The organism is Vibrio sp. 3-2(1) (genome assembly GCF_963887575.1).
GTDB classification, from domain to species: domain Bacteria; phylum Pseudomonadota; class Gammaproteobacteria; order Enterobacterales; family Vibrionaceae; genus Vibrio; species Vibrio anguillarum.
Genome location: NZ_CAWPGB010000022.1, coordinates 48,589 through 72,358, shown reverse-complemented (window position 1 = coordinate 72,358; position 23,770 = coordinate 48,589). Strand labels below are relative to the sequence as shown.

Below are 23,770 nucleotides of genomic sequence, written 5' to 3'. Positions count from 1 at the left end.
CAGTTGGGTGCACTTTTTTATTTAGCAGTAAACACACCCCAGCGCTGTATCAGTCTGGGGCATTTACAGTGGGTTAACCAATGATGATTTGGCTCAGCACATAACCTAAACAGCACGCACTCACGACGCCAATTAAACCGACGGACATGAACGAGTGGTTGAAGTAGTACTTACCGATTTTGGTGGTTCCTGTGGTATCAAAGTTGACCGTTGCAATATCTGACGGATAGTTTGGAATGAAAAAGTATCCGTACAGTGCGGGCATTAAGCCTACTAGTAGCGCAGGTTCTAAACCTAGCCCGAGGCCTACAGGTAACATCATCACCGCTACTGCGGCTTGTGAGTTCACCACAACAGAAACAATGAATAGTGCAAGCGCGAAGGTCCAGTGATGGTCGGTAACCATCTCAACAATGCCTGATTTAAACTGCGGCATCGCGTATTGGAAATAGGTATCCGACATCCAAGCGATACCGAAGATGGCAATTGCCGCTACCATACCTGATTTGAATACCACACCGTTTGGTACATCTCGTGGGTCGGTTTTGGTTGCCAGTAAAATGATACCGCCAAAGCAGAGCATCATCATCTGGATAACCACCGCCATACTGATCGGTTTACTGCCTTCAACAATAGTGCGTGTTTCTGGCACCATCGCTAGCACGACTATGGTTAATATCGCACCAATGAAAATCAACACAGAATTACGCGCTGCCGCGGGTAACGTTTCATTCAGCGTTGTCGCGGTTGTGTTTAGGATTTTCTCTTTCCACACTGGATCTTGCAGACGTTCTTGATACTCAGGATCATCATCTAGTTCTTTCCCACGGCGCAAGCTGTACAAAGACATCAACAGCGTTCCGAATAAGGTCGCAGGCACAGTGACCAGCAAAATAGAGAGCAAGGTGATCTCGTGTTGAATATTCGACAATTGAGCAAGGTAGTAGACAACGGCCGCTGAGATTGGGGAAGCGGTAATCGCGATTTGCGAAGCAACAGAAGACGCAGCCATTGGACGTTCAGGACGGATCCCATTTTTCAATGCCACATCACCAATGATCGGCATGATGGAATACACCGCATGGCCAGTACCCAGCATAAACGTCATTGCGTAAGTGACGAACGGTGCAATCAAAGTGACATTTTTCGGGTTCTTACGCAGTAAACGTTCTGCCACTTGCAGCATGTATTTCAATCCGCCAGCCGCTTCGAGTATTGAAGCACAGGTGACAACGGCAAGAATGATCAACATGACGGTGATCGGTGGTGATGTGGGTGGCATTTTGAAGACAAAAACTTCAATGACCAAGCCAATACCAGAAACCACACCAAGGCCAATACCACCGTAGCGTGAGCCTATATAGAGCATTAATAGCAGGAATAAAAATTCCAAATACAACATATCTGTTTCCTATCCAAAGGTGTTAATGAAAATATTGTCTAACGTAACGTTAAAAAAAGATGAAACCTTGTTCACACAACCATTTACCCTATAAATGAAACGACATTAATCAGAGATTGCTCACGCATTTTATTCAATAAGTAATGAATATGAATAAACAAATGTAACCATTTTGTTGTGCTACAGGTGGGCTGGCGTTAATGATGAAGCTTATTTTCTCGCCGCGTAGGCTGTTTGCCGATCGCTAACCTTAATTTAAGGTAGCACAAAGGGTACTGAGCTATTGGCCTTTGGGCGTTGGAATGAAATGCATATGAGAAAACTCATCGTCCATTTGGTAGTACGTAAACCCAAATCGCTGATACAAAGCACCGACCGGGCTACCTTGCAAATAACAGAGCTTACATGGGTATTGAGTCAGATTGGCTTGGTTGACGACCAGTTGTAACACTTGGCTACCCACTCCTCTATTTTGAAAATCAGGCAGAATAAAAAAGCGCGAGAAGTAGAGCGTTTCATGCTTGCTCTGCAGTAAATAAGTGCCAATCGGTTGGCCATCAGCGCAGATGATCGTTGGTAGACCAGAATGCCATTCTTGGCGATGCAGCACTTGCTGCAACTCTTCATCCCAGCCAAATATCGCCGTAATAGCATCCATTTCTGCGACTTTTTTTAGATCAAAAGCAAATTGATAATCGCTGTCACTTGCGGGGCGAAAGGTTACCTTCATACGTTTATCTTTTTGTTTAATACGTTGCTTACCAAGATATCAATCGTCGGCGTATTCATGGGCAATCGAAATAAAGCGTTCTTCTATTGCCAAGAAGGCATCAATGACTTCAGGGTCAAAATGGCTTCCTCTTCCGTCCAAAATAATCCCTTTCGCATCGGCGTGAGGCATCGGCTCCTTATAGATGCGTCGGCAAATCAGAGCGTCATAAACATCAGCGACAGCCATTAACCGTGCGCTGAGTGGTATAGCATCACCTTGTAAACCGTTAGGATAGCCAGATCCATCCCATTTTTCATGGTGCCCATGGGCGATCTCTTTCGCCATATCGATAAGGTCATTTTTCGCGCCTGACATCTTTTCCGCTTTTTCTAGCGCATGTAGCCCTAAGCTGGCATGGCCTTTCATGATCTCAAACTCATCACTGTCCAGTTTTCCTGGTTTTAATAGTATGTTGTCGGCGATGCCCACTTTACCAATATCGTGTAAAGGGGCGGCTTTAAAGTAGGTATTAATAACATTCGGCGTTAGCTTTTGTTGATATTTTGGCAGCTTAGCCAGTTGCTCGGCTAACGCTTTGACGTAATGTTGTGTTCGCAGGATATGGTTACCAGTATCTGGGTCTCTGGTTTCAGCGAGACTGGCGAGAGCATACACGACCGCGTCTTGCATTTTATCCAATTCATTTGAACGTTTGATCACCTCTTTTTCCAAGTAGCCATTTTGGTTCTTCAGTATGTCTTTTGAAATTTTGTTTTGCAGGTGAGTATCTACTCTGGCTCTTAGCAACGGTACGCTTACGGGTTTGTATACATAGTCAACCGCACCTAACTCAAACCCCAGTTTTTGATCTTCAGGGTTATCTTTTGCGGTCAGAAAAATCACAGGGATGTCTTGGGTGTTAGGGTTTGCCATGATCTTTTGTATGACTTCAAAACCTGACATTTCCGGCATCACAATATCGAGTAACACTAGGTCAATAGAAAACTTGTCTAAGATACTGAGCGCCATCGGGCCTGATTTAGCGGCCTTGACATGATATCGGTTAGCCAACCCCTGTGACATAAATGCAAGGTTATCTGGCGAATCATCGACGATTAACACGGTACAATTGTCCAAGTTTTCGATGGGCATGAGTCTTTCCTAATAAAAAATAGCAATTGAGCGGCGAAGGTTGGGTTTAAGTCTAAACTTATCAATAACTATAGCTAATCTCAGCGTTAGTAGAGTGAGAAAATTATTAAGAAGGCGCTTCACATGCGATCCATCCGAACTTTATTCACCGTCTTATTTATTGCTATGGGATTATGTTCCATTGCGATGTTTAGTATCACCGACAAAGTAGCCGCTCTGAGAACTGAGAGCCGACAACTGAACGACGAACTTTACCGTTTCTATCGTCTGTCACAAGAGTTGAAGCAGAGCTCAGATCACTTAACCAAATTTGCCCGAGCCTACGCTTCGACTGGCGATGAAAAGTGGCTCAACCTTTTTAATTATGTGCTGAGCGTCAGAAATGGTTCTGTGCCGTTACCGAAAGGGAATGAGTACGAATTTTGGGATGTCGTTGCACAAAACAAACTACTTGCCCGCTCACTGGGTGGCGCACCAGACAACCCTTCGTTACTCGATAGAATGCGTCTTTCGGGCATTGAATCGGTGGAGTTTTTAGAGCTCAAAAATGCGCTTACTTTGTCTGATTCACTGGTGTCACTCGAAAGAGAAGCCTTCATGGCCATCAAAGGATGGAAAAAGAATAGCCAAGGCGAATTTGTCGACACAGGTGAGCCGGATCTGGAATTGGCTCGGGCTATTCTCTATGGTGACCAATACTTCGCGGAAAAGGCGAAAATTATGCAGGCGATTGGTTCTGCGCATCAATCGATCATGCAACGCATGGAGCAAAACATCCAACGTGCCGATAGCGAAGCGCTGCGTTATGAATGGATAAGCTTGGCGTTAGTATTAACCTTACTCAGCGTGATCATCGCCTCCTTTGTTCTGCTGTGGCGTCTTTACATCAATCCGTTAAGTCAGCTACTCAAAACGGTTGTGACTCAAGTCAAACGGGAAGATTACGCGTTTACCATCACTCAAACCGCCTATGCAGAGCTGCAACATTTTATCGACAGTTTGAATGTGGTGTTTCATCATATCGCTGAGCAGCTTAGCCAAAATACTTTACTTAAAGATTTCAATATCATCCTGCGCAAAAACGATTCTACGGACCGTTTGTGTAATGAAGTTACGCAATTCTTACTGCATCAATTTCCTTTGGAAATGGTTGGCATGTACATCTATCAAGAGGGCGTATTAAAACGAGTGGCTGGAGTGGGTTATGGTGAGCATTCGGCCAGAGAATACACCGATCCATCATCGACGCAGCTTAGCGTGTTGCTCAGCGGTCAGCCCTATGCGATGAAAGCACTCGATGGCAACTGTCACATTGAATTTAACGGTGGCAAGTTAGTCATTAACGAAGTGTATTATTTGCCGCTGCACGTCAATCAGCATCCTGTCGCTTTACTAGAGCTTGGCACTATCGGGTCGTTGTCGAGTTTGCAATTTCAGTGGTTATCGCAAATGTTGGATGACTTATCGGTCAGTATTCAATTGAGCCAAAACATTGAAATTCAGCGACGAGCCGAGCAGAAAGTACTCGAACAATCTCAACTGAATCAAGAGATCCTCGATGCGACGCCGAACCCCATGTATTGCTTGTCGGCCTCGGGTACGTATCTGACCATTAACGCTAAGTTTATGGATTTAGTTGGCCTGTCGGCCGAGCAAATTATCGGTAAATCGCCGCAAGATATCTTTCAAAATGAAACGGCGACCATTTTTGCCCAAGTACATAAAAGGCTTGGAGAGGAGCAGTCTTCGCAAGATTACGAATTGTCTCTCTATGACGCTTCACACCACAAAAGAGAGATGTTGGTATACGAAGCTTCTTTCCAAAATAATCGCGGTGAAGTCTCTGGAATTGTCGGAATTTTGCTTGATTTAACGGATCGCAAGCAGATGGAAGAGCAATTAAGAGAAGCTAAAGAGACTGCGGATGCTATGAGCCAAGCCAAAGGCGATTTCCTCGCGAACATGAGCCACGAGATCCGTACACCAATGAATGCCATTTTGGGCATGGCACATTTGGCGCTCAACACCGAGCTCAATCCTACGCAACAAAAATACATTTCACGGATTAATGAATCGGCGAAAAACTTGCTTGGCATCATTAACGACATTTTGGATTTTTCCAAAATAGAGGCGGGCAAGCTGAATGTTGAGCACATTGATTTTAGCCTTGATGAGGTATTGGATAACCTCACCACCTTAATTTCGCTAAAAGCCCAAGAGAAAAACATCGAGTTTTTATTAGATATCGACCCACATATTCCAGTGGGCTTAGTGGGCGACCCGCTGCGTTTGGGGCAAGTTCTCGTTAACTTATGTGGCAATGCGGTGAAATTTACTGAACAAGGGGAGATCATCGTTTCGGCGCGAGTCGTGGGGCAAAATGACGCCAACGTGACCTTGAAGTTTACCGTTTCTGATACAGGTATTGGCATTGCTGAATCTAACGTAGCCACTCTATTCTCTGCATTTTCTCAAGCTGATAATAGCATTACTCGCCAATATGGAGGCACGGGCTTGGGGCTTAGTATCAGTAAACAGTTAGTCGGATTGATGGGTGGCGACATTCAAGTTCGCAGTGAAGAAGGGTCAGGATCCACCTTTGAATTCACGGTTGAGTGTGGCCTGCAAGAAGCCAAAATGCGCGATATCGCTAAGCCACTCAGCGCTCTAGCAGGCAAACGTGCGTTGGTAGTCGATGATAATGACTCGGCACGCAATATTTTAATGACCTTGCTCAATGCGATGCATTTTGAAGCGAAGTCAGTCAGTAACGGTTTTGAGGCGCTCGATGAAATCCGCAATACGCATTTTGATATGCTGTTTATTGATTGGAATATGCCGGGTATGAATGGCATAGAGTTGCTGCAGAGAGTGAAACCATTGGGTGTTTTTGATAACACCAAACGATTCCTCGTCACGGCTTACGGCCGAGAAATCTCCTTGGTGGGAGAAAACAGTAAATTAGTCGATGCCTTGATTGTGAAACCTGTGAACCCATCAAATCTCCTTGATGCCATTATGGACAGCTACGGCATCGAGCAATTAAGGCAGAGCCATGAGTATCTTGATCATGATACAAGGCCAACATTTATTGGGCAAAAAGTGCTTTTGGTAGAAGATAACGAAGTGAACCAAGAGGTGGCTTTCGGCCTGTTAGAAAGTACTCAATTGAGCATTGTTCTTGCTAATAATGGACAAGAAGCTTTGACGAAACTGCAGAAAGAAGCTTTTGATTTAGTGCTGATGGATATGCAGATGCCCATTATGGATGGTATCAGTGCGACGAAAGAGATCCGCCAACATGAGGAGTGGAAAACGCTACCGATTGTTGCAATGACCGCCAATGCGATGTCTTCAGATGTCGAGCACTGTTTAAATGCAGGTATGAATGATCATGTGGCGAAACCAATTGATGTACAGCGCTTGTATCAGGTACTGCGCAAATATTTAAAGGCTAATGAAACCACGCCAGTACCCTCTACGGTATTACCGGATCAAGTGAAACTGAGCACTGGCTACCCAGAATTGACGGGTATTGATGTGGAGCAAGCGATTTTCCGAATTGGTGGCAATGCGCAGCGATACTTTGAAATATTGGATCACTTCCTTGCCAGCCAGCAGCAAGAAATAGCGCAATTCCCTAAATTGATTGATAAGGGGCAGTGGGAAGAGGCAGAGCGAGTGATGCACACCCTAAAAGGTTCAGCGGCTAATCTAGGGATTGAGCCTATTGCGCAGCTAGCCAACGAGATGGAAGGGGTAGTACAGCGACATACGAAACCCGCCATTCAAGATCTCAACACGGTATCAAAGTTGATGTCTACTTTGTTGGATGAGCTAAGAGATTGGGAGCAGACACAATTACATCCGCAGCAAGAGCACCGTGATATTGCGTTGCTCTACCAACAATTAGTGCAATGTGTTGAAAACTACGATGCTGATGCGATTCATATGATCCACCAAATTAAACAATGCAATTTATGGTCTGACGAGCAAAAGAAAAGTTTGATGCATGCGATTGAAGATTTTGATTTTGAAGCGGCTAAAGAGGTATTGGCTCAGTTGCCAGTACCGACTGAAAAAATAAGTTGAAGTATGATGGTGCTTAAAATTGATGCAATAATTGTGGCGTAAAATTCGACATTTTGGCCATTCTCATCCTATGCTAAAAGCAATAATAATAATGAATAAACAGAAATAATTTCGTTGATAAATGAAGAAGGATACTTTTATGAATATCAACAACACCATGAAGCTCGTGTTTGCTGTCATCGGTATTGGTATTGTCATTAGTGTTGTGACGGTATTGCAGCTCAATGGGCTGATGCAACAAGTTGATAATATGGCTCAAGTTCGTTATCAATCTTACCAAGCGGCCGATGAGCTTCGTCAAAGCTCTGATGACTTAACTCGGTTAGGCCGGACTTATGTGGTCAGTGGCGATGAAAAATACGAAAAAATGTACATGGATATTCTTGATATTCGTAATGGTAAGAAACCTCGCCCGCAGAACTACCACACGATATATTGGGACCTTGTGCTGCAATATGGACAAAAGCCTAAAGCAGACGGTAAGAATATCTCTCTCAACCAAATGATGACGGATCTTGGTTTTACTCAGCAAGAGTTTAGTTTGCTCAAAGAAGCTCAAGCTAATTCAGATGGCTTAGTGAACATGGAAGTCAAAGCGATGAATGCGGTTAAGGGGCTTTATCCTGATAGCAATGGCAACTACACCGTTAGAAAAGAGCCAGACCGTAATATGGCGATTTCTCTCTTACACAGTAATGAATACCATCAAGAGAAAGCCAAAATCATGGCTCCGATCGATAAGTTCTTTATTGAATTAGAAAATCGAACCAATAAACAATTCATGGATGCGGCGCAGAAAGTAAAAAGTACGGTATTGGTTGGAAATATCTCCTTAATTAGTGTTTTTATTATTGCCATTATTGGGTATGCCATTGTTAACCGAAAAGTAGTGAAGCCGATTGATACCATGGCTAAATTGCTACAACAAGTAGACAAAAATTCTGATTTGACTTTGCGAGTTGACGATAACAGTCACAACGAACTGGGTATAATCGGCGGCACCATTAATAAGGTGCTTGGTAGTTATGCCACCACCATTAGCAAAATAAACCAGGTAAACCACACCATTTCGGCCATCTCTGAAACGATAAGCGATGTCACCAAACAAAACGTCAAAGTGGCGAATCAGCAAAATCAAGAACTTGAAATGGCGGCGACGGCGATGGAAGAGATGACATCGGCGCTCTCTAGCGTGGCGGAAAGCACCACCATGGCAGAAGAGTATGCGGGCAGCGCGGAAAAAGAAGCCAGTACCAGTAAACAGGTCTTTGATAAAACGACCCATGAATTCGGTGAATTAGAGGGTGAATTTACCAAAACATCCGAGATCATCCAGCAACTTGCGAATGAGTCTAATAACGTTGGTAATGTGCTTGATGTGATTAAAGCGATTGCTGAACAAACCAACCTACTGGCATTGAACGCGGCGATAGAGGCTGCTCGTGCGGGTGAGCAAGGTCGCGGTTTTGCGGTGGTAGCGGATGAAGTACGCTCACTTGCCCAACGAACTCAACAATCGACGGGTGAGATCGAGAGCATGATTTCGATGCTGCAAGAGAAAGCAGAACAATCGACCAAAACGATCCGAGTGAGTGCTGATAAAATGCAGTCAACGCGCTCTAATATGTCGGTGGCGAACGAAGCGCTTGGTACCATCCAAGGATCGGCGATTGAGATCCATAAATTGAATACGTCGATATCGGCTGCGACAGAAGAGCAATTGGCTGTGAGCGACGAAATTTCCAGCAATCTTAGTAACATTAAAGCCCTTTCGGGGGATATGAACGTTGCCATCAATCAACTCGGGCCAGTCGTTGTTGATTTGCAACGTAATGTCGATGAATTAAACAGCGCGATTAAGCACATCCGCACTTAAATTTAATATCCTCCCCTTGCTATTTTTTAGGCTCTCTGTATTGAGAGCCTTTTGTTTGGCAAAATTTTTTATTTACAGAATGATGCACACTTAAGTGGTCATGGTAATACCGCAAGGTAAGCGATACGTTAAAGCTCTTGCTTCGGCTGACTTCTTCTTGCCAAACGTTGCCAAGGTAAAGAGAGCAAAATGAAGATAGTCAGAGCATACAGCATTGACCAGCCTAAGCAGATAAATACCGCAGTGCAGAGGATCAACGAAATTGCCGCCAACAGTTTGTTGATGCCACTGAGCAATTTATAAGCGGCGAACATCGCTAACAGATAAACTAAGACAAAGATACTATTCGCAAGTTTTAGGAAAAATTCCAGATTGAGACCAGACCATTCACCAAGCAGGCAAGAAGCCATTAATACCACTCCAACAGCAATGGTTGCATTGGCTGGGACGCCGCGGCTTGAAATTCTGGCGATTGCGCTTTCTGGTCGATATTGCCTTGCTTGTGCCCACACCATGCGAGATAAGCTTTGGGTGTATAAATTGATGCTCGCAAAGCATGCAAAAAAGCCGATAAGGCTTATCACCGTTGCCAAACTGCTACCAAAAATTTGTTCGCTCAGCCAAGGAATGGAGGTGCTATCAAATTCTGCGCTGCCATACGCACCAAATTTAAGGATGACCACCGAGCATGCCCAATAGGTGATTCCAGCCACAAAGCAGCCGACAATGATCGCGATCGGAAAATCGCGCTGTGGGTTTTTAAACTCTTCTCCCATATGAGCGAACGCTTCAATGCCAACAAAACACCAGAACATCACTCCGAGTGCGGCTCCAATTGGCCAAATACTGTCCGTGCTGAGTGTGGGCATGGTTAAATCTGCAGCACCAACATCGCCTATCCAGAAAAAAGCACCAACTAATACGAAAATGCTCAGCGCAATAACGGTTTGTAACTGCCCGGAAGATTTGGTGCCCGCCAAATTGACCGCAATCAGCAACAGTACGGTTAATACTTGCGCCATCATCGCCGAGTTGAGTGGCGCAGGGAGGAGTTGTTGAGCAAAGCCTGCCGCCAATGCGACAGCGGCCGGAACGCCGACAGGGATCACGCTGACAAAAAGCCAAGCAACCGAGCGTTCCAACTTAGCGTTAAAAGCTTGGCGGACAAAGTAGGCGGTTCCGCCGGCGTTAGGGTAACGCTTACCCAGAGCTGCAAACGTCAGTGCAATCGGGCAAATCGCCACAAACAGCAGTAGCCATGCCCACAGTGAGAGCTCACCTGCAATACCAGCGGCAATCGCTGGGATCATAAATAACCCTGTTCCCATTAAAGTGGTGGAAAGTTGTCCAATACCAGACAGCAAGGTGATCTCTTGTTTTAACTTATTCACGGCTTCCGTTCCCAAATATCGTTCTGGCGGTTAGCATACGCTGAAGCGAAATAATATGCATCTATCTCAGTTTGCTTACGCCCATTGAGTGCAACGGCTCACCTGCAATACCAGCGGCAATCGCTGGGATCATAAATAACCCTGTTCCCATTAAAGTGGTGGAAAGTTGTCCAATACCAGACAGCAAGGTGATCTCTTGTTTTAACTTATTCACGGCTTCCGTTCCCAAATATCGTTCTGGCGGTTAGCATACGCTGAAGCGAAATAATATGCATCTATCTCAGTTTGCTTACGCCCATTGAGTGCAACGGCTCACCTGCAATATCAGGCCGTTTGGGCAGCGCCACATTCAGGTAGCGTTATGCGAGTCATTTCGTTATCGTCATTACCTTAAATCACCGAAACAACAGCGAGAAATCCATGACATTCACCGTTTGGTTATCACTATTTACCATTTGTATTTTAGGCGCGATGTCGCCAGGGCCAAGCCTAGCGATGGTGGCCAAACATAGCCTCGCTGGTGGGCGTAAAAATGGGTTTGCAACGGCGTGGGCGCACGCATTTGGTATTGGTGTCTATGCCTTCATTACCTTAATTGGCTTAGCGGTTGTACTGCATCAATCCCCCTTACTGTTTAAGACAGTAGGCTATGCAGGCGCGTTGTATTTGGCCTATTTGGGTATCAATGCATTACGTTCAAAAGGGGGCGTGGCGGCTAAATTAGAATCGGGTGAGACAGTCAGTGTGTGGCAGTCGGCTAAAGAGGGATTATTGATTTCTCTGCTTAGTCCTAAAATCGCGTTATTTTTCATCGCGTTATTCAGTCAATTTGTCGCCATCGGCAACGAACTGAGCAGCAAAGCTATTATTGTGTTAACACCATTTTTAGTGGACGGGCTTTGGTATACGTTCATCACCTTAATTCTTTCTAGCCCAATATTACTCGATAAACTGCGCGCGCGTGCCGTATTGATTGACCGTTTGTCGGGCGTAGTACTGATTGCGCTTGCCATCCGTGTCGTCATGACTCTTTAGCTAATACCAAAAAAACGGGAGGAAATGCCTCCCGCTTCTAATGAGTTTCGCCGTGCCAATGAAAGAGTGCGAATAGGGTTGTTCATCGATAGTGTGCTTGAGTTTTTTCTTCATATTCACCTTCAATAATGTAGCCGCTTTTTGACGTAAAGGTGTGGCGCTTGAGCTACTTTTCTATACGTTTGCCAGTGATGATCGCCGCAATAGCGAGAGGAATGGCGAGCAGCAAACTCAGCATCAACGCGAAAAACCCTACAACCAGCGCAAATGTAGTCACAATAAATCTATTCATAACCTGTACCTCTTTCTGAATTGAAGCTAGGTTAACGCAGCCAAGATGAATCCAACATGAATGTTGTGTCTCTAATTTTTTGGAGTGGTATGGACGACGTTCATTCCCCCAATAATATTGGGACTCTGACAGGTAGTTCAAATTTTGAGTCATTTTGGTGTCTTTGTTTGTGGTGTGAATGAACTCCCACTGACATTAGTTCTTTCTTGGTTTGAACAAAAGGCGATCGTTATCGATCTGACGCTACTCGCATTGGGTGTGAAAGAAATTTATATCGGACCAACTGCACCAGCATTACTCATCGAAACTTGATGAATATTTTGCAACCTTAGGCTTTGAATGACTAGAAGGCGCTGCGTGAACAAGGCTATGCCTTAGCGTGTTCAAGCACATTAGTTTCGGACGTTGAAATCTCATTGAACTGATCACTTCATAAAAAAGCCGCCTTATATCAAAAGGCGGCAAGCAGGGGGAGGTGAGATAAACACTCACTATTATTATGTTGTGGAGATAAAAATAATATTAAGCCGTTTACTGGGCGGTAGTTGGGAAAGTTCGGTAACGAACGCCCATCATCTGCTCCATACAATGTACAACTTGGCCGCTGTAGCCAAATTCATTGTCATACCAAATGTAGAGTACGCAACGGTTATCTTGAGCGATCGTCGCTGCGCCATCAACTACGCCAGCATGGCGAGAGCCAACCAAATCACTGGAGACAATTTCTGTTGAGTCGGTGTAATCAATTTGTGCTGAAAGTGGCGAGCTAAGCGCCATTTCACGTAGATATGCGTTAAGATCTTGCTTATTCACTGCTTTGGCTAAGTTGAGGTTAGCCACGGCCATCGACACGTTTGGCGTGGGGACACGAATTGCATTACCGGTTAACTTACCCGCGAGTTCAGGTAACGCTTTTGCAACTGCTTTGGCGGCACCCGTTGAGGTTAACACCATGTTGAGTGATGCGCTGCGGCCACGTCGTTCACCTGAATGGAAATTGTCGATAAGGTTTTGGTCATTGGTAAAAGAGTGCACCGTTTCGATATGGCCAGAAAGTACGCCATATTGATCATGAATCGCTTTCAATACTGGCGTGATAGCGTTGGTGGTGCAACTGGCGGCTGAGATAATGGTGTCTTCGGGCTGAATATCAGCGTGGTTTACGCCGAACACGATATTTTTAATCTCACCTTTGCCGGGTGCTGTCAGCAGCACTTTACTCACACCTTGGCAGCTCAAGTGTTGACTAAGCCCTTCGCTATCACGCCAAACACCAGTATTGTCGACCACTAACGCGTTATGAATACCATAGTGTGAATAATCAACCTCTTGTGGCTTATTGGCGTAGATGATTTGGATATAATTGCCGTTGGCAATAATGGCCTTGCGAGCCTCATCGATGATGATGCTGCCGTTAAACTGACCATGAACTGAGTCACGGCGTAGCAAGCTTGCCCGTTTTTCTAAATCCCCTGCTTTACCCCCACGAACGACAATCGCTCGCAAGCGCAGTGGATAGCCCGGGCCACTTTTTTCTATCAAAAGACGAGTCAGCAAGCGACCAATACGGCCAAAACCGTACAGCACCACATCCTTAGGTTCACTGAGTGTTTCACCATTCAACGCACCATTAAGCGCCGTTAGCAGGTAATCCTCAAGGCCATGTTCATCATCATGTTGTTGCCAAAATTGATGAGCAAGTTGGCCAATGTCGATACGACATGGCGACAGAGCAAGCGTGGTCAGTTTTTGTAAAATCGGCATCGTTTGCTGGGTTGAAAGCGCCTCACCTGTGTAGCGACGAACAACACGATGTGCCTTGATGATATCAATGGTGGTGGCGTTGATGAGTGTTTTTCCAAATAAAACCACTTCAACACCTTGTTGGCGATAAAGCTGACCGATGAGGGGAGACATAGATTCAGCAATCGTTTGGCTGGCTTGCCAGTCTGAGAGATGTTTCTCTGGGCTCATATTGACTTGGGACCTTTCACGTTATGTTAAGCAGTAATGTTCACAGTGTAGGGCTGGTGAACGCGTATCTTGCACGGTCATCTGTGCTGAGATACAAGTCGATGTTTATTGTTGTTTTTATGTGGCCGGATTGTAAATGTGGAATGGTTATTCTGCTAGCAAAAATAATGGCGACATTTTTTACTGAAAACTAGGTAAAAATCAGCGTATTGAGTGTTTTTTGGCGGTGGTTAGAGATATTGACAAATTCTAAAGTCGCGACTTATTTTGTGATGATAATGGTCTGCTTCAAATATTTGATGCCTGAGGTTTTTCCTTTTTCATAAAAATGAGATTAGATTCAAATTGTTATCTTAAAATGTGGTGAGTTTTCGGTTAATTCACCATCACGCTTATTGGATGAATCGTGACGGGCAACGCTTTCGTTACCGCGCTGGTTTTATCTTAATAAGAGCGCAGACGCATAAAATAGCGTCTACTATTTAACCATTGGCTAGGATGTATTACTTCCAAGGATGATAACAATGGTAATACTTACCCACTTCTCAATTAAGGCACGCTTGTTCTTACTCTGCCTCATACCAACACTGGTTATTCTGGCTGTGGCATGGCGTCTATTCCTCCCATTTGAAAGCCGTTTAGACACATACCATGTGTTGAACCAAAAGATTGGGGCAATCAATCAGGTCACCACCAGTTCTGCCCTTTTTTATACCTTGCTCAGTGCGCAGCTGCGCAGCGAAAATAGCGAGGACTCTCGGCCGCAGCTCAAGCAGGAGTTAGCTGAATCGCTGGATAAAATTGTGCTGGATACAGGTTCTACAAATAGTCATTTTGGGAGTAAAAGCAACCGTACATTGATAGAAAACCGTGTGCTTGACCTTCACCATTTGTTGGATGAGTTGCCGTCGGCCTCACAAAGCGAGACCCTAGAATTAGGCCGCCAAGTATTTAATCTTTTGTATGAAGTGATGGCCGATCTGCAAAAAACCAACAGTTTTCTTGCGCCTGTTGATATCCATACCTTGGATCTGGTGTATAGCGACCTGCATTGGTTTGCATTTTGGGTGCAAAAAGAGGCGTGGTTAATCAAAGAATTAACCATGGATCAAGAGGTGTTTCAATCTCGACAAACAGAATACTTTCAAGCTGTTGAGCGCCAGCAACAATACTTCGAACGTATCATTGATAACGGTGCTCAACTCGAACAACTGGTGCAGTTGTTTACGCAACCTGAATTTCGCCAAGCCGCCTTGATTCGCGAAAAAATCGTTAGTAATGAAGCCGATCCTCAAGCATTAGCTTCTTATGTCAAAAATGTGGAAGAGCGTTACTTGGCGATAGATAAACTGGTGCAAAGTGTCAACCAACACTTATCGGCTCAACTGAATGTGCGTCTCCAGCAAGAAAAAATGGGTATGTTAAGTATATCGGCATCGCTGTTAGCCGTGTTGGCGCTGCTGTTTGTGCTAGGAGCAAGTACCTCATCTCGCATCTCGTCAAAGCTCAAGCGGATCATCAATACCATGAGTCGATTGCGTGAAAAGCAGAACGGCATTGAACAGATCCCGATTGATGGCAAAGATGAGTTTTCCCGTTTTACAATCAATCTCAACCATATTATTGAGAAACAGCAACAGTACGAGAGTGCTTTGGTGGAAACAAAGGAAGCGGCAATTGCCGCTAATCGAGCCAAAAGCGCGTTCTTAGCCAATATGTCGCATGAGATCCGAACGCCTCTTAATGGCATTATCGGTATGACTGAAATATTGTCACGCAGCGAGTTTACGGGGAATGAGCGTGAAATCCTGGCCGATATTGATACCTCTTCGCAAGCGTTGCTGATCTTGATTAACGATATTCTCGATTTATCTAAAATTGAATCAGGCAACTTGGAGCTTGCTCCGCATCGCTTTGAACTCGCTGAATTGGTATACGACACGGTGAACTTGGTGAACGCGAAAGCGTTGAGCCAGCATATCGAGCTTAATATTTATCTCGACCCTACATTACCTCGTTTTATCATCGCGGATGAATATCGTCTGAAGCAGGTCTTGATGAATTTGTTGTCCAATGCGGTGAAATTTACCAAAGATGGTTATGTCAACACGGGTTTAACCTTAGAAACGGGCGATATAACCTCGATACGTTTTGCTGTATCCGATACGGGAAGTGGTATCGATAAAGAGATGTTGAACACGATTTTTGATCCATTTATTCAAGAAGATAGCAGTATTACCCGTCGTTTTGGTGGGACTGGGTTAGGGTTGGCTATCTGCCGTCAATTAGTCGATCTGATGCAGGGTGACATTCATGTACAGTCCACTAAAGGCTTAGGTAGCTGCTTTGAATTTGTCGTCCCGATTGAGGTTGCCGAAGATCAGCCGCAAGTTGAGCCTCTTGCCACGCAGGCGTTGTTAATTACCAATATGTCTAACCACTCATCCGCTATTCGGCGTGAATGCGTTCAATGGGGGATTCAACTCAATGAAGCGCGTGATGTTGAACAAGCAGTCAAGAGTGGGTTTAGCGCCGTATGTATTTTATATTGCCAAAGCTTAAGCCACAGCATGCAATCGGATCTCATTGCGCTGCGTGAGCATTTTTCAAGTGCAAAAATAGTGGTTCTGCAGCATCACTTGTTCGTCAACAAAGACGCAATTCATCTTGCGCAGGCAAGTATCACGTTGCCTTTTTTAGGGGCGCGTTTTGAACGTGCCCTCAAAGCATTAGTGGCCGATACAGAGACGGATTTAACGCCAGTCGAGGAGAGTCAGTTAGACTACTTAGAGTGCAATCATAAGCGTATTTTGATCGTTGAAGACAATTTGATGAATCAAAAAATCGCCAGCTTCTTCCTTGAAAAAGCAGGGATTGGTTATGTGGTGGCCAACAACGGGCAAGAAGCGGTAGATGCCATCACCCAAGGGGGACATTTTGCTGCGGTGTTAATGGACTGCATGATGCCAGTGATGGATGGCTTAACCGCGACGAAGAAAATCCGCGAATGGGAAAAAGAGCAAGGCGTTGAAAAATTACCTATTATCGCCTTAACCGCCAGCGTTTTGGAGGAGGATATTAAAAGCTGCTTTGACGCGGGCATGGATGCGTATTTGCCCAAACCTTATAAATCCAAGCAACTTTTTGATATTTTTAGCGATCTGCAAGTGGCGAACTCTTGAGAAGATAGCCTAATCGCTATTTTTATCGATTTTCGAAATTTAAATTAATTGACCTTACCCCTAGGGCAAGCTTTAGTCTGTGGGAGTTTTCAGTCAGATAGTGATATTGGATATGCAACTTTCGCTGCATACAATTTGGGTTTCCATGTTGGTGATGATGACGCTGCTTGCTTCAAGCTTAGTGTCTAGCGCACCTTTAATGGCGATCACAATGTCACCGATTTCGGCTGTATCACATTCAGTGACTGACGATGCAAACCCGCCGCAACACTGCTCAAATATGAACGCTGCGCACCATGATTCCGATGCAAGTGATATGATTTCATCAGCGATGAGTAACGATTGTATCGATCACAGCGGCCAAGGTGTTGATTCCTGTTGCAGCGTCATGTGCATGACCACGTTAGCTTTCTTTATCACTGAACACCAACCCTTCACACCTCACGCGGTTTTATTGTTGATCAATGCAGAAGCAACGCGTGGCATTGTGATGGTCGCCCGCTCACTTTACCGTCCCCCTATCGTTTAATTTCCTTTTCATTACGCCTATGGCGTGTTTGTGCGGCCTTTAACTAGGTTCGTGACTCTCTGTTGCATCTCAACCTTTTGCGATGCATGAAAGATGGAATTTTATTGTGAACCTTAAACTCTCTGTGATCGCTTGGTCGATCAGTATAGTGGGCGTTTTGTCATTCCCCTTGATGGTGAATGCAGCCCCACAAGCCGCGATGGCTCAGCCAGATTCGCATGCAAAACAATTAGCTCAGCTGATTGACGCTGCATTAGCGAATGATGCCGTCCGCAAGCAATATTTTGCTCAATCTCAAGCAATACAAGAAACTGGAATGGCCAGTTCAACCCTGATGGATCCTAAGATCAAAGTTGGCTTTGGTGGTTTGCCCATTGATAGTTTTAAGTTTGATGAAGATCCTATGACTAACATTTCTGTGGGCTTAATGCAGCAGTTTGAACGGGGTTCAAGCTTGGCATTACAAGCGAAAAAAGCAAAGCAACAAGCCACTGGCGTTGCGCTTCAGGTTAATTTACGTGAGTTGGAAGTGGCAAACAGCATGACTCAATTATGGTTAGAGTTAGGCTACCAACAACGCGCTGAACGTATCGTGCGGGCAAACCAAACCTTAATGCGTGAGCTGGCTGGTTTTATTGAAACGAACTATTCATTAGGTAAAAGCGAAGCGCAAGATCTGCTGCAAGCGCAGTTACAAGTTTCCAAGTTGGACGAAAAATTACAAGCCAATCAACAAATGCAGCAACGCATTGTGTCGCAATTATCCGAATGGTTAGGTAGCGCTTGGTTGGTTGAACAGCCTATGTTAGCCGCTGAAGAGTCAGTGAACTGGTCCCGTTTAGATGCGCAATTGGTTACGGTTAACGACAGTACCACTCACTACGCTTTGTTGGTCACTCACCCGATGGTCGGCATGGCAGAAGCGGCAATTCACACCAACCAAACGCAAGTCGAAATAGCACAAACGGCCTATCAACCTCAGTTTGGTTTGGAAGTGATGTACGCCTATCGCCAAGCAAACAGCATGCAAGGCGGACCCGCAGCCGATATGGTCAGTGCTTATCTCACCATGGATATCCCGCTGTTTACGGGGAACCGCCAAGATAGAAACCACGCTGCGGCGCAATATCAAGTGGGCGCGGCTAAATCACAGCGTGATGTTCTATTGGCGCAGATGAACGCCAAAGTGAATGCCTTATTGGTTGATAAAATGAACCTCGAACAGCGTTTATCGCGCTATCAAACCACCTTATTAACGCAAGCGAAAGCCCGCACTCAAGCGGTTGAGAGAGGCTATGAAAACAATACTTCCCAGTTTAATGATGTCGTCAGTGCCGCCAGCGATGAACTAGCGCTGCAATTAGAGCAAGTACGCCTAATGACCGATTTAAATCTAACCAAAAGTAACCTCGCTTATCTATTAAATGGGTTCGATTTTCAAGCTATTGCCCCTTCACTTACCTCTTTAGAAACACTTACGCCTGTAGAAAAGTAGGAGAACTCAATGAAATCATTAAACATAGCCGTACTTTCCTTAGCGATAGGTGGATTACTGGGGTTTAGTATCAATCAATACCTGTCTGGTCATGATATGGAGGCAATGAACTCAACCAATGCGATGTCTGAACCGCTGTATTGGGTTGCGCCGATGGACCCAAACTATAAACGTGATAAACCGGGTAAGTCGCCGATGGGGATGGACCTCATCCCGGTGTACACCGAATCGCCGACGCAAGCACAAGAGAAGAGTGGCACGGTGACCATCAGTGCTGCGGTCGAAAATAACTTGGGTGTGAAAACGGAACCCGTGGTGTTTACGCAGTTATCTCCACGTATTGAGACAGTGGGCTACATTGCATTTGATGACAGTTTATTGTGGCAAACGAACGTTCGCGTTGCCGGTTGGGTTGAAAAACTGAACATTAATGCGGTTGGAGAGCAGGTTCGTAAAGGCGATGTCTTATTTACGCTCTACTCACCGGAGCTGGTTAAAGCGCAGGAGGAGCTGTTAAATGCTCATCGAGCCAGCCGTGAAAGTTTACTGAAAGGCGCAACCGAGCGTTTGGTTTCACTGGGGGTTGATCGTGCACAGATCAGACAGATTATCGCTCGAGGCAAAGCCACTCAATCGATAGAGGTCAAAGCCATTGCTGATGGGGTGATTGCGAGTTTGAATATTCGCGAAGGGGGTTACTTATCGCCAGCGCAAGCGGTGATAAGCGCAGGTCCTTTAAACGAAGTGTGGGTTGATGCTGAGGTATTCGAGCGCCAAGCACATTGGATTACGTCGGGTAGTTTAGCGTCAATGACACTGGATGCTATTCCCGGCAAGGAGTGGCAAGGGAAGATAGATTACGTCTATCCCATTTTGGATCCGAAAACCCGAACGCTGCGTATGCGTTTGAAATTTCTCAATCCGAAGGGGGAGTTGAAGCCTAACATGTTCGCCAATATCGCTTTGCAGCCCGTATCGCAACAAGCGGTGCTCACCATTCCTAAATCAGCAGTCATTCATTCGGGCGGCATTACGCGAGTCGTACTTGCTGAAGGAAATGGCAAATACCGTTCAGCAAGGGTTGAAGTTGGCCGCGAAGCAGGCGAGCGCCTTGAAGTTTTACAAGGGTTAACGGAGCAAGACACGGTCGTCACGTCGGCGCATTTTCTGCTGGATTCGGAGTCAAGCCAAAGCGCTGATTTGTCGCGAATTAACGGAGTAGAAGCGATGAATGAAGCGTGGTTAACCGGTGATGTCAGTACATTGATGGCAGATTTTGGGATGATCACTCTCAATTACAAACCAGTAAGCAAATGGGGTTGGCAAGCGGGTCAGATCAATTTCACGGTTGAGGAGACGTTGGATCTCAGCTTATTTGCTGAAGGGCAAAGGGTTCGATTTCTAGTGGCAAAGCAGGGTGATGAATACGTGCTGAAAGCACTGGAAGCGAGTGAGCAGATAAGCAATGCGGCGAACATGACTGCAGCAGAAACGTTAGGAGGTCAACAATGATTGGTGCGATTATTCGTTGGTCGATCAATAACCGATTTCTGGTGTTGGTGGCGGCTCTGTTTCTCACTTTGGGCGGACTTTACAGTGTAAAGAATACGCCTGTTGATGCTTTACCGGATCTCTCAGATGTGCAAGTGATCATCAAAACCAGCTATCCCGGCCAAGCGCCGCAGGTAGTGGAAGATCAGGTCACTTACCCGCTCACAACGGCGATGCTTGCCGTTCCGGGGGCAGAAACGGTTCGTGGTTATTCATTCTTCGGTGATTCCTACGTCTACATCATCTTTGATGATAAAACCGATATGTATTGGGCTCGCTCGCGGGTATTGGAATATCTAAGCCAAGTGACGCCAAAACTGCCACCCAATGCCAAACCAACCTTGGGGCCGGATGCGACGGGGGTTGGCTGGATCTACAGTTATGTACTGCAAGATAAAACCGGCCAACACGATCTTGCGCAGCTACGCAGTTTGCAAGATTGGTTTTTGAAGTACGAGCTGCAAACGGTGAATGGTGTCTCCGAAGTGGCTACCGTTGGCGGCATGGTTAAGCAGTATCAAGTGCAAATTGATCCGGCAAAGCTACGCGCTTATAACCTGACTTTGCAACAAATCAATGCGGCGATCCAAAATGGTAACCAAGAGTCGGGAGCGTCAGTGATTGAGGTTGCGGAAGCCGAACACATGGTACGCACCAGCGGCTATCTGACCAGTATTGATGACATTAAAGCGCTACCACTGAAAGTGACTGACAAAGGAACGCCATTATTGTTAGGTGATGTGGCGGATATTAACCTTGGCCCACAAATGCGTCGTGGTATTTCTGAATTTAACGGTGAAGGAGAAGCGGTTGGAGGTGTGATCGTGATGCGTTTTGGTGAAAATGCTAGCCAAGTGATTGATGACGTCAAAGCGAAATTGACTGATCTCCAACGCAGCTTACCGGAAGGTGTCGAAATTGTTGCCACTTATGATCGTTCAACCTTGATCAATCAAGCCGTTGAAAACCTTTGGCATAAGCTAGCAGAAGAGTTCATTGTCGTTGCGGTCGTGTGTGCGCTGTTTTTATTCCATATCCGCTCATCATTAGTGATTGCTTTGAGTTTGCCTGTGGGCATTTTGTCGGCGTTTATTGTGATGCACTGGCAAGGCATCAACGCCAACATCATGTCACTTGGGGGGATCGCCATTGCTATCGGTGCTATGGTCGATGGGGCGATTGTGATGATCGAAAATGTGCATAAACACATTGAACGCACGCCATTGACCGATAAAAATCGCTGGCAGGTGATCGGTAAAGCCGCTGAAGAAGTTGGCGCGCCGCTGTTTTTCTCACTACTTATCATTACGTTAAGTTTTGTGCCTGTCTTCGCACTCGAAGGCCAAGAAGGCAAGATGTTCTCGCCATTGGCGTTCACCAAAACGTATGCCATGGCCGCTGCGGCAGGTTTAGCGATCACGCTCGTCCCTGTACTCATGGGCTATTTTGTGCGTGGCAATATTATTTCCGAGCACAAAAATCCTATCAATAAAGGGCTTGTGGCACTTTATCGTCCACTACTCAACCTGAGTTTGCGTTATCCCAAAAGCATGATTGTATTGGCTTTGGCATTAATGGCTTCCGCTTATTACCCAATGAGCAAATTAGGCAGTGAGTTTATTCCGCCATTAGATGAAGGCGATCTCATGTACATGCCGACAACCTATCCGGGGATCTCGATTGGTAAGGCGCGTGAGCTATTGCAGCAAACCAATAAACTCATCAAAACCATACCAGAGGTCAAAACCGTGTGGGGCAAAATGGGGCGTGCAGAAACCGCAACCGATCCCGCGCCCTTAACCATGATTGAAACGGTGATCCAACTTAAACCTCGCGATCAATGGCGTGAAGGCGTAACCACAGAATCGCTACGTAAGGAATTTGACAGCTTAGTGCAATTTCCGGGGTTAACCAACGCGTGGGTGATGCCAATCAAAACACGCATCGATATGTTAGCTACAGGGATCAAAACGCCGATTGGTATCAAGATAGCGGGTCCCGATCTCAAACAGATTGAAACCATCGGTGCACAACTTGAACCTATCCTTAACCGCGTTCAAGGCACGGCATCGGTTTATGCTGAACGTGTGGCTGGTGGACGTTATGTAACGATAGACATCAATCGGTTACAAGCGGCGCGCTATGGGCTAAGCATTAAAGATGTGCAACAAGTGGTTTCAACCGCAGTGGGGGGCATGAATGTAGGGGAAACCATTGAGGGGTTAGAGCGTTACCCGATCAATGTACGTTACCCGCAAGATTACCGTGATTCGGTAGTGAAGCTGCAAAACTTACCTTTGGTGACTCAAAACGGTGCACGTTTGGCCTTGGCCGATGTGGCTGATATTCGCTACGAAGACGGCCCGCCAATGATCAAAACCGAAAACGCACGGCCAAACGGCTGGGTCTTTGTCGATATTGATGGACGCGATCTCGGTTCATATGTGGCAGAGGCGCAACAAGCGGTAGCGGAGCAATTACAGCTGCCAGCGGGATATTCTCTCGTGTGGTCTGGTCAATATGAATACATGGAGCGAGCCAAAGCACGCTTGGGTGTCGTCGCACCGATCACGATCGCAATCATCATGTTGCTACTCTATTTCAGTTTCCGTCGAATCGGAGAAGTGTTGATCATTATGGCGACATTGCCGCTGGCGATGGTGGGTGGCGTGTGGTTGATGCACTACCTTGGCTACAACTTTTCAATCGCCGTGGGGGTGGGGTTTATTGCACTTTCAGGTGTTGCGGTAGAAATTGGCGTGATCATGCTCGTTTATTTAAACCAAGCTTGGCACTACAAAAAAATTGATGCACAGGAAAATGGTGCGGCCATTGACAGCCAAGATCTCATCAATGCAATTGGCGAAGGAGCAGGACAGCGCGTGCGCCCAGTCATGATGACGGTACTGACAGTTATTATTGGCCTGATCCCGATTATGTATGGCACGGGAACCGGTTCGGAGGTAATGCAGCGCATTGCCGCCCCCATGATTGGAGGCATGGCTTCAGCACTATTGCTCACATTATTGGTTCTACCCGCGGTATTCAAGTTATGGAAAAACCGTGAAATCGCAACACTCAAATAGC

At 45.7% G+C, this 23,770-nt stretch carries 14 protein-coding genes and 2 pseudogenes; 9 read left to right on the top strand and 7 right to left on the bottom strand.

Annotation, left to right across the window (positions count from 1 at the left end; all coding sequences use genetic code 11):
• Positions 1 to 73: 73 nt before the first annotated feature.
• The 3 genes from AACQ79_RS08610 to AACQ79_RS08600 form a co-directional block, all read right to left on the bottom strand.
• The gene (locus AACQ79_RS08610) at positions 74 to 1,402 is read right to left on the bottom strand and encodes an anaerobic C4-dicarboxylate transporter (protein ID WP_013868401.1); all 1,329 of its coding nucleotides are present in this window, start codon (positions 1,400 to 1,402) and stop codon (positions 74 to 76) included.
• A 280-nt stretch (positions 1,403 to 1,682) separates the two neighbouring features.
• Positions 1,683 to 2,132, bottom strand: coding sequence for a GNAT family N-acetyltransferase (locus AACQ79_RS08605; RefSeq protein ID WP_170898938.1), 450 nt, complete (start codon positions 2,130 to 2,132; stop codon positions 1,683 to 1,685).
• A gap of 39 nt (positions 2,133 to 2,171) precedes the next feature.
• Entirely contained in the window at positions 2,172 to 3,266 is a 1,095-nt protein-coding gene (locus AACQ79_RS08600) for an HD domain-containing phosphohydrolase (protein ID WP_170898937.1), read from the bottom strand.
• A gap of 123 nt (positions 3,267 to 3,389) precedes the next feature.
• Between AACQ79_RS08600 and AACQ79_RS08595 the strand changes: the two genes are divergently transcribed.
• Together AACQ79_RS08595 and AACQ79_RS08590 are read left to right on the top strand one after the other, a co-directional pair.
• The gene (locus AACQ79_RS08595; protein ID WP_170898936.1) at positions 3,390 to 7,358 is read left to right on the top strand and encodes a response regulator; all 3,969 of its coding nucleotides are present in this window, start codon (positions 3,390 to 3,392) and stop codon (positions 7,356 to 7,358) included.
• A 139-nt stretch (positions 7,359 to 7,497) separates the two neighbouring features.
• The gene (locus tag AACQ79_RS08590) at positions 7,498 to 9,234 is read left to right on the top strand and encodes a methyl-accepting chemotaxis protein (RefSeq protein ID WP_047688716.1); all 1,737 of its coding nucleotides are present in this window, start codon (positions 7,498 to 7,500) and stop codon (positions 9,232 to 9,234) included.
• 128 nt (positions 9,235 to 9,362) lie between these two features.
• Here AACQ79_RS08590 and yjeH read toward each other — a convergent pair whose 3' ends face one another.
• Both yjeH and AACQ79_RS08580 read right to left on the bottom strand, forming a co-directional pair.
• On the bottom strand, positions 9,363 to 10,625 hold the full coding sequence (gene yjeH, locus AACQ79_RS08585) for an L-methionine/branched-chain amino acid transporter (protein WP_170898935.1): 1,263 nt from the start codon (positions 10,623 to 10,625) through the stop codon (positions 9,363 to 9,365).
• 61 nt (positions 10,626 to 10,686) lie between these two features.
• Entirely contained in the window at positions 10,687 to 10,839 is a 153-nt protein-coding gene (locus tag AACQ79_RS08580; protein ID WP_170898906.1) for a hypothetical protein, read from the bottom strand.
• 206 nt (positions 10,840 to 11,045) lie between these two features.
• On the opposite strand from AACQ79_RS08580, the gene AACQ79_RS08575 reads away from it, so the two are divergent.
• Positions 11,046 to 11,660 (top strand): LysE family translocator, encoded by a 615-nt coding sequence (locus AACQ79_RS08575; RefSeq protein WP_013868407.1) that lies wholly within the window; start codon positions 11,046 to 11,048, stop codon positions 11,658 to 11,660.
• An 82-nt stretch (positions 11,661 to 11,742) separates the two neighbouring features.
• Here the strand turns inward: AACQ79_RS08575 and AACQ79_RS18370 are convergent.
• Positions 11,743 to 11,952: pseudogene (locus AACQ79_RS18370) on the bottom strand (hypothetical protein).
• Between the two features lie 162 nt (positions 11,953 to 12,114).
• On the opposite strand from AACQ79_RS18370, the pseudogene AACQ79_RS08565 reads away from it, so the two are divergent.
• Positions 12,115 to 12,258: pseudogene (locus AACQ79_RS08565) on the top strand (hydroxylamine reductase); the annotation flags it as partial.
• A gap of 225 nt (positions 12,259 to 12,483) precedes the next feature.
• Here the strand turns inward: AACQ79_RS08565 and AACQ79_RS08560 are convergent.
• Positions 12,484 to 13,926: a glyceraldehyde-3-phosphate dehydrogenase gene (locus AACQ79_RS08560; RefSeq protein WP_170898934.1), complete on the bottom strand. Its 1,443-nt coding sequence runs from the start codon at positions 13,924 to 13,926 to the stop codon at positions 12,484 to 12,486.
• A gap of 515 nt (positions 13,927 to 14,441) precedes the next feature.
• On the opposite strand from AACQ79_RS08560, the gene AACQ79_RS08555 reads away from it, so the two are divergent.
• The 5 genes from AACQ79_RS08555 to AACQ79_RS08535 all read left to right on the top strand — a co-directional run bounded on the left by AACQ79_RS08555 (position 14,442) and on the right by AACQ79_RS08535 (position 23,769).
• A complete protein-coding gene (locus AACQ79_RS08555; RefSeq protein WP_170898933.1) occupies positions 14,442 to 17,108 on the top strand; it encodes an ATP-binding protein in 2,667 nt (888 codons plus the stop codon).
• Between the two features lie 112 nt (positions 17,109 to 17,220).
• Positions 17,221 to 17,637, top strand: a complete 417-nt coding sequence (locus AACQ79_RS08550) for a hypothetical protein (protein ID WP_088733157.1) — start codon at positions 17,221 to 17,223, stop codon at positions 17,635 to 17,637.
• A gap of 82 nt (positions 17,638 to 17,719) precedes the next feature.
• Positions 17,720 to 19,132 carry a TolC family protein gene (locus AACQ79_RS08545; RefSeq protein ID WP_170898932.1) on the top strand — a complete coding sequence of 471 codons (1,413 nt, stop codon included), beginning with the start codon at positions 17,720 to 17,722 and terminating at the stop codon, positions 19,130 to 19,132.
• Positions 19,133 to 19,141: 9 nt separating this feature from the next.
• Positions 19,142 to 20,644: an efflux RND transporter periplasmic adaptor subunit gene (locus AACQ79_RS08540; RefSeq protein WP_170898931.1), complete on the top strand. Its 1,503-nt coding sequence runs from the start codon at positions 19,142 to 19,144 to the stop codon at positions 20,642 to 20,644.
• Positions 20,641 to 23,769 (top strand): efflux RND transporter permease subunit, encoded by a 3,129-nt coding sequence (locus tag AACQ79_RS08535; protein ID WP_170898930.1) that lies wholly within the window; start codon positions 20,641 to 20,643, stop codon positions 23,767 to 23,769. Before AACQ79_RS08540 ends, AACQ79_RS08535 begins: the two co-directional genes overlap by 4 nt.
• Position 23,770: the final 1 nt, after the last annotated feature.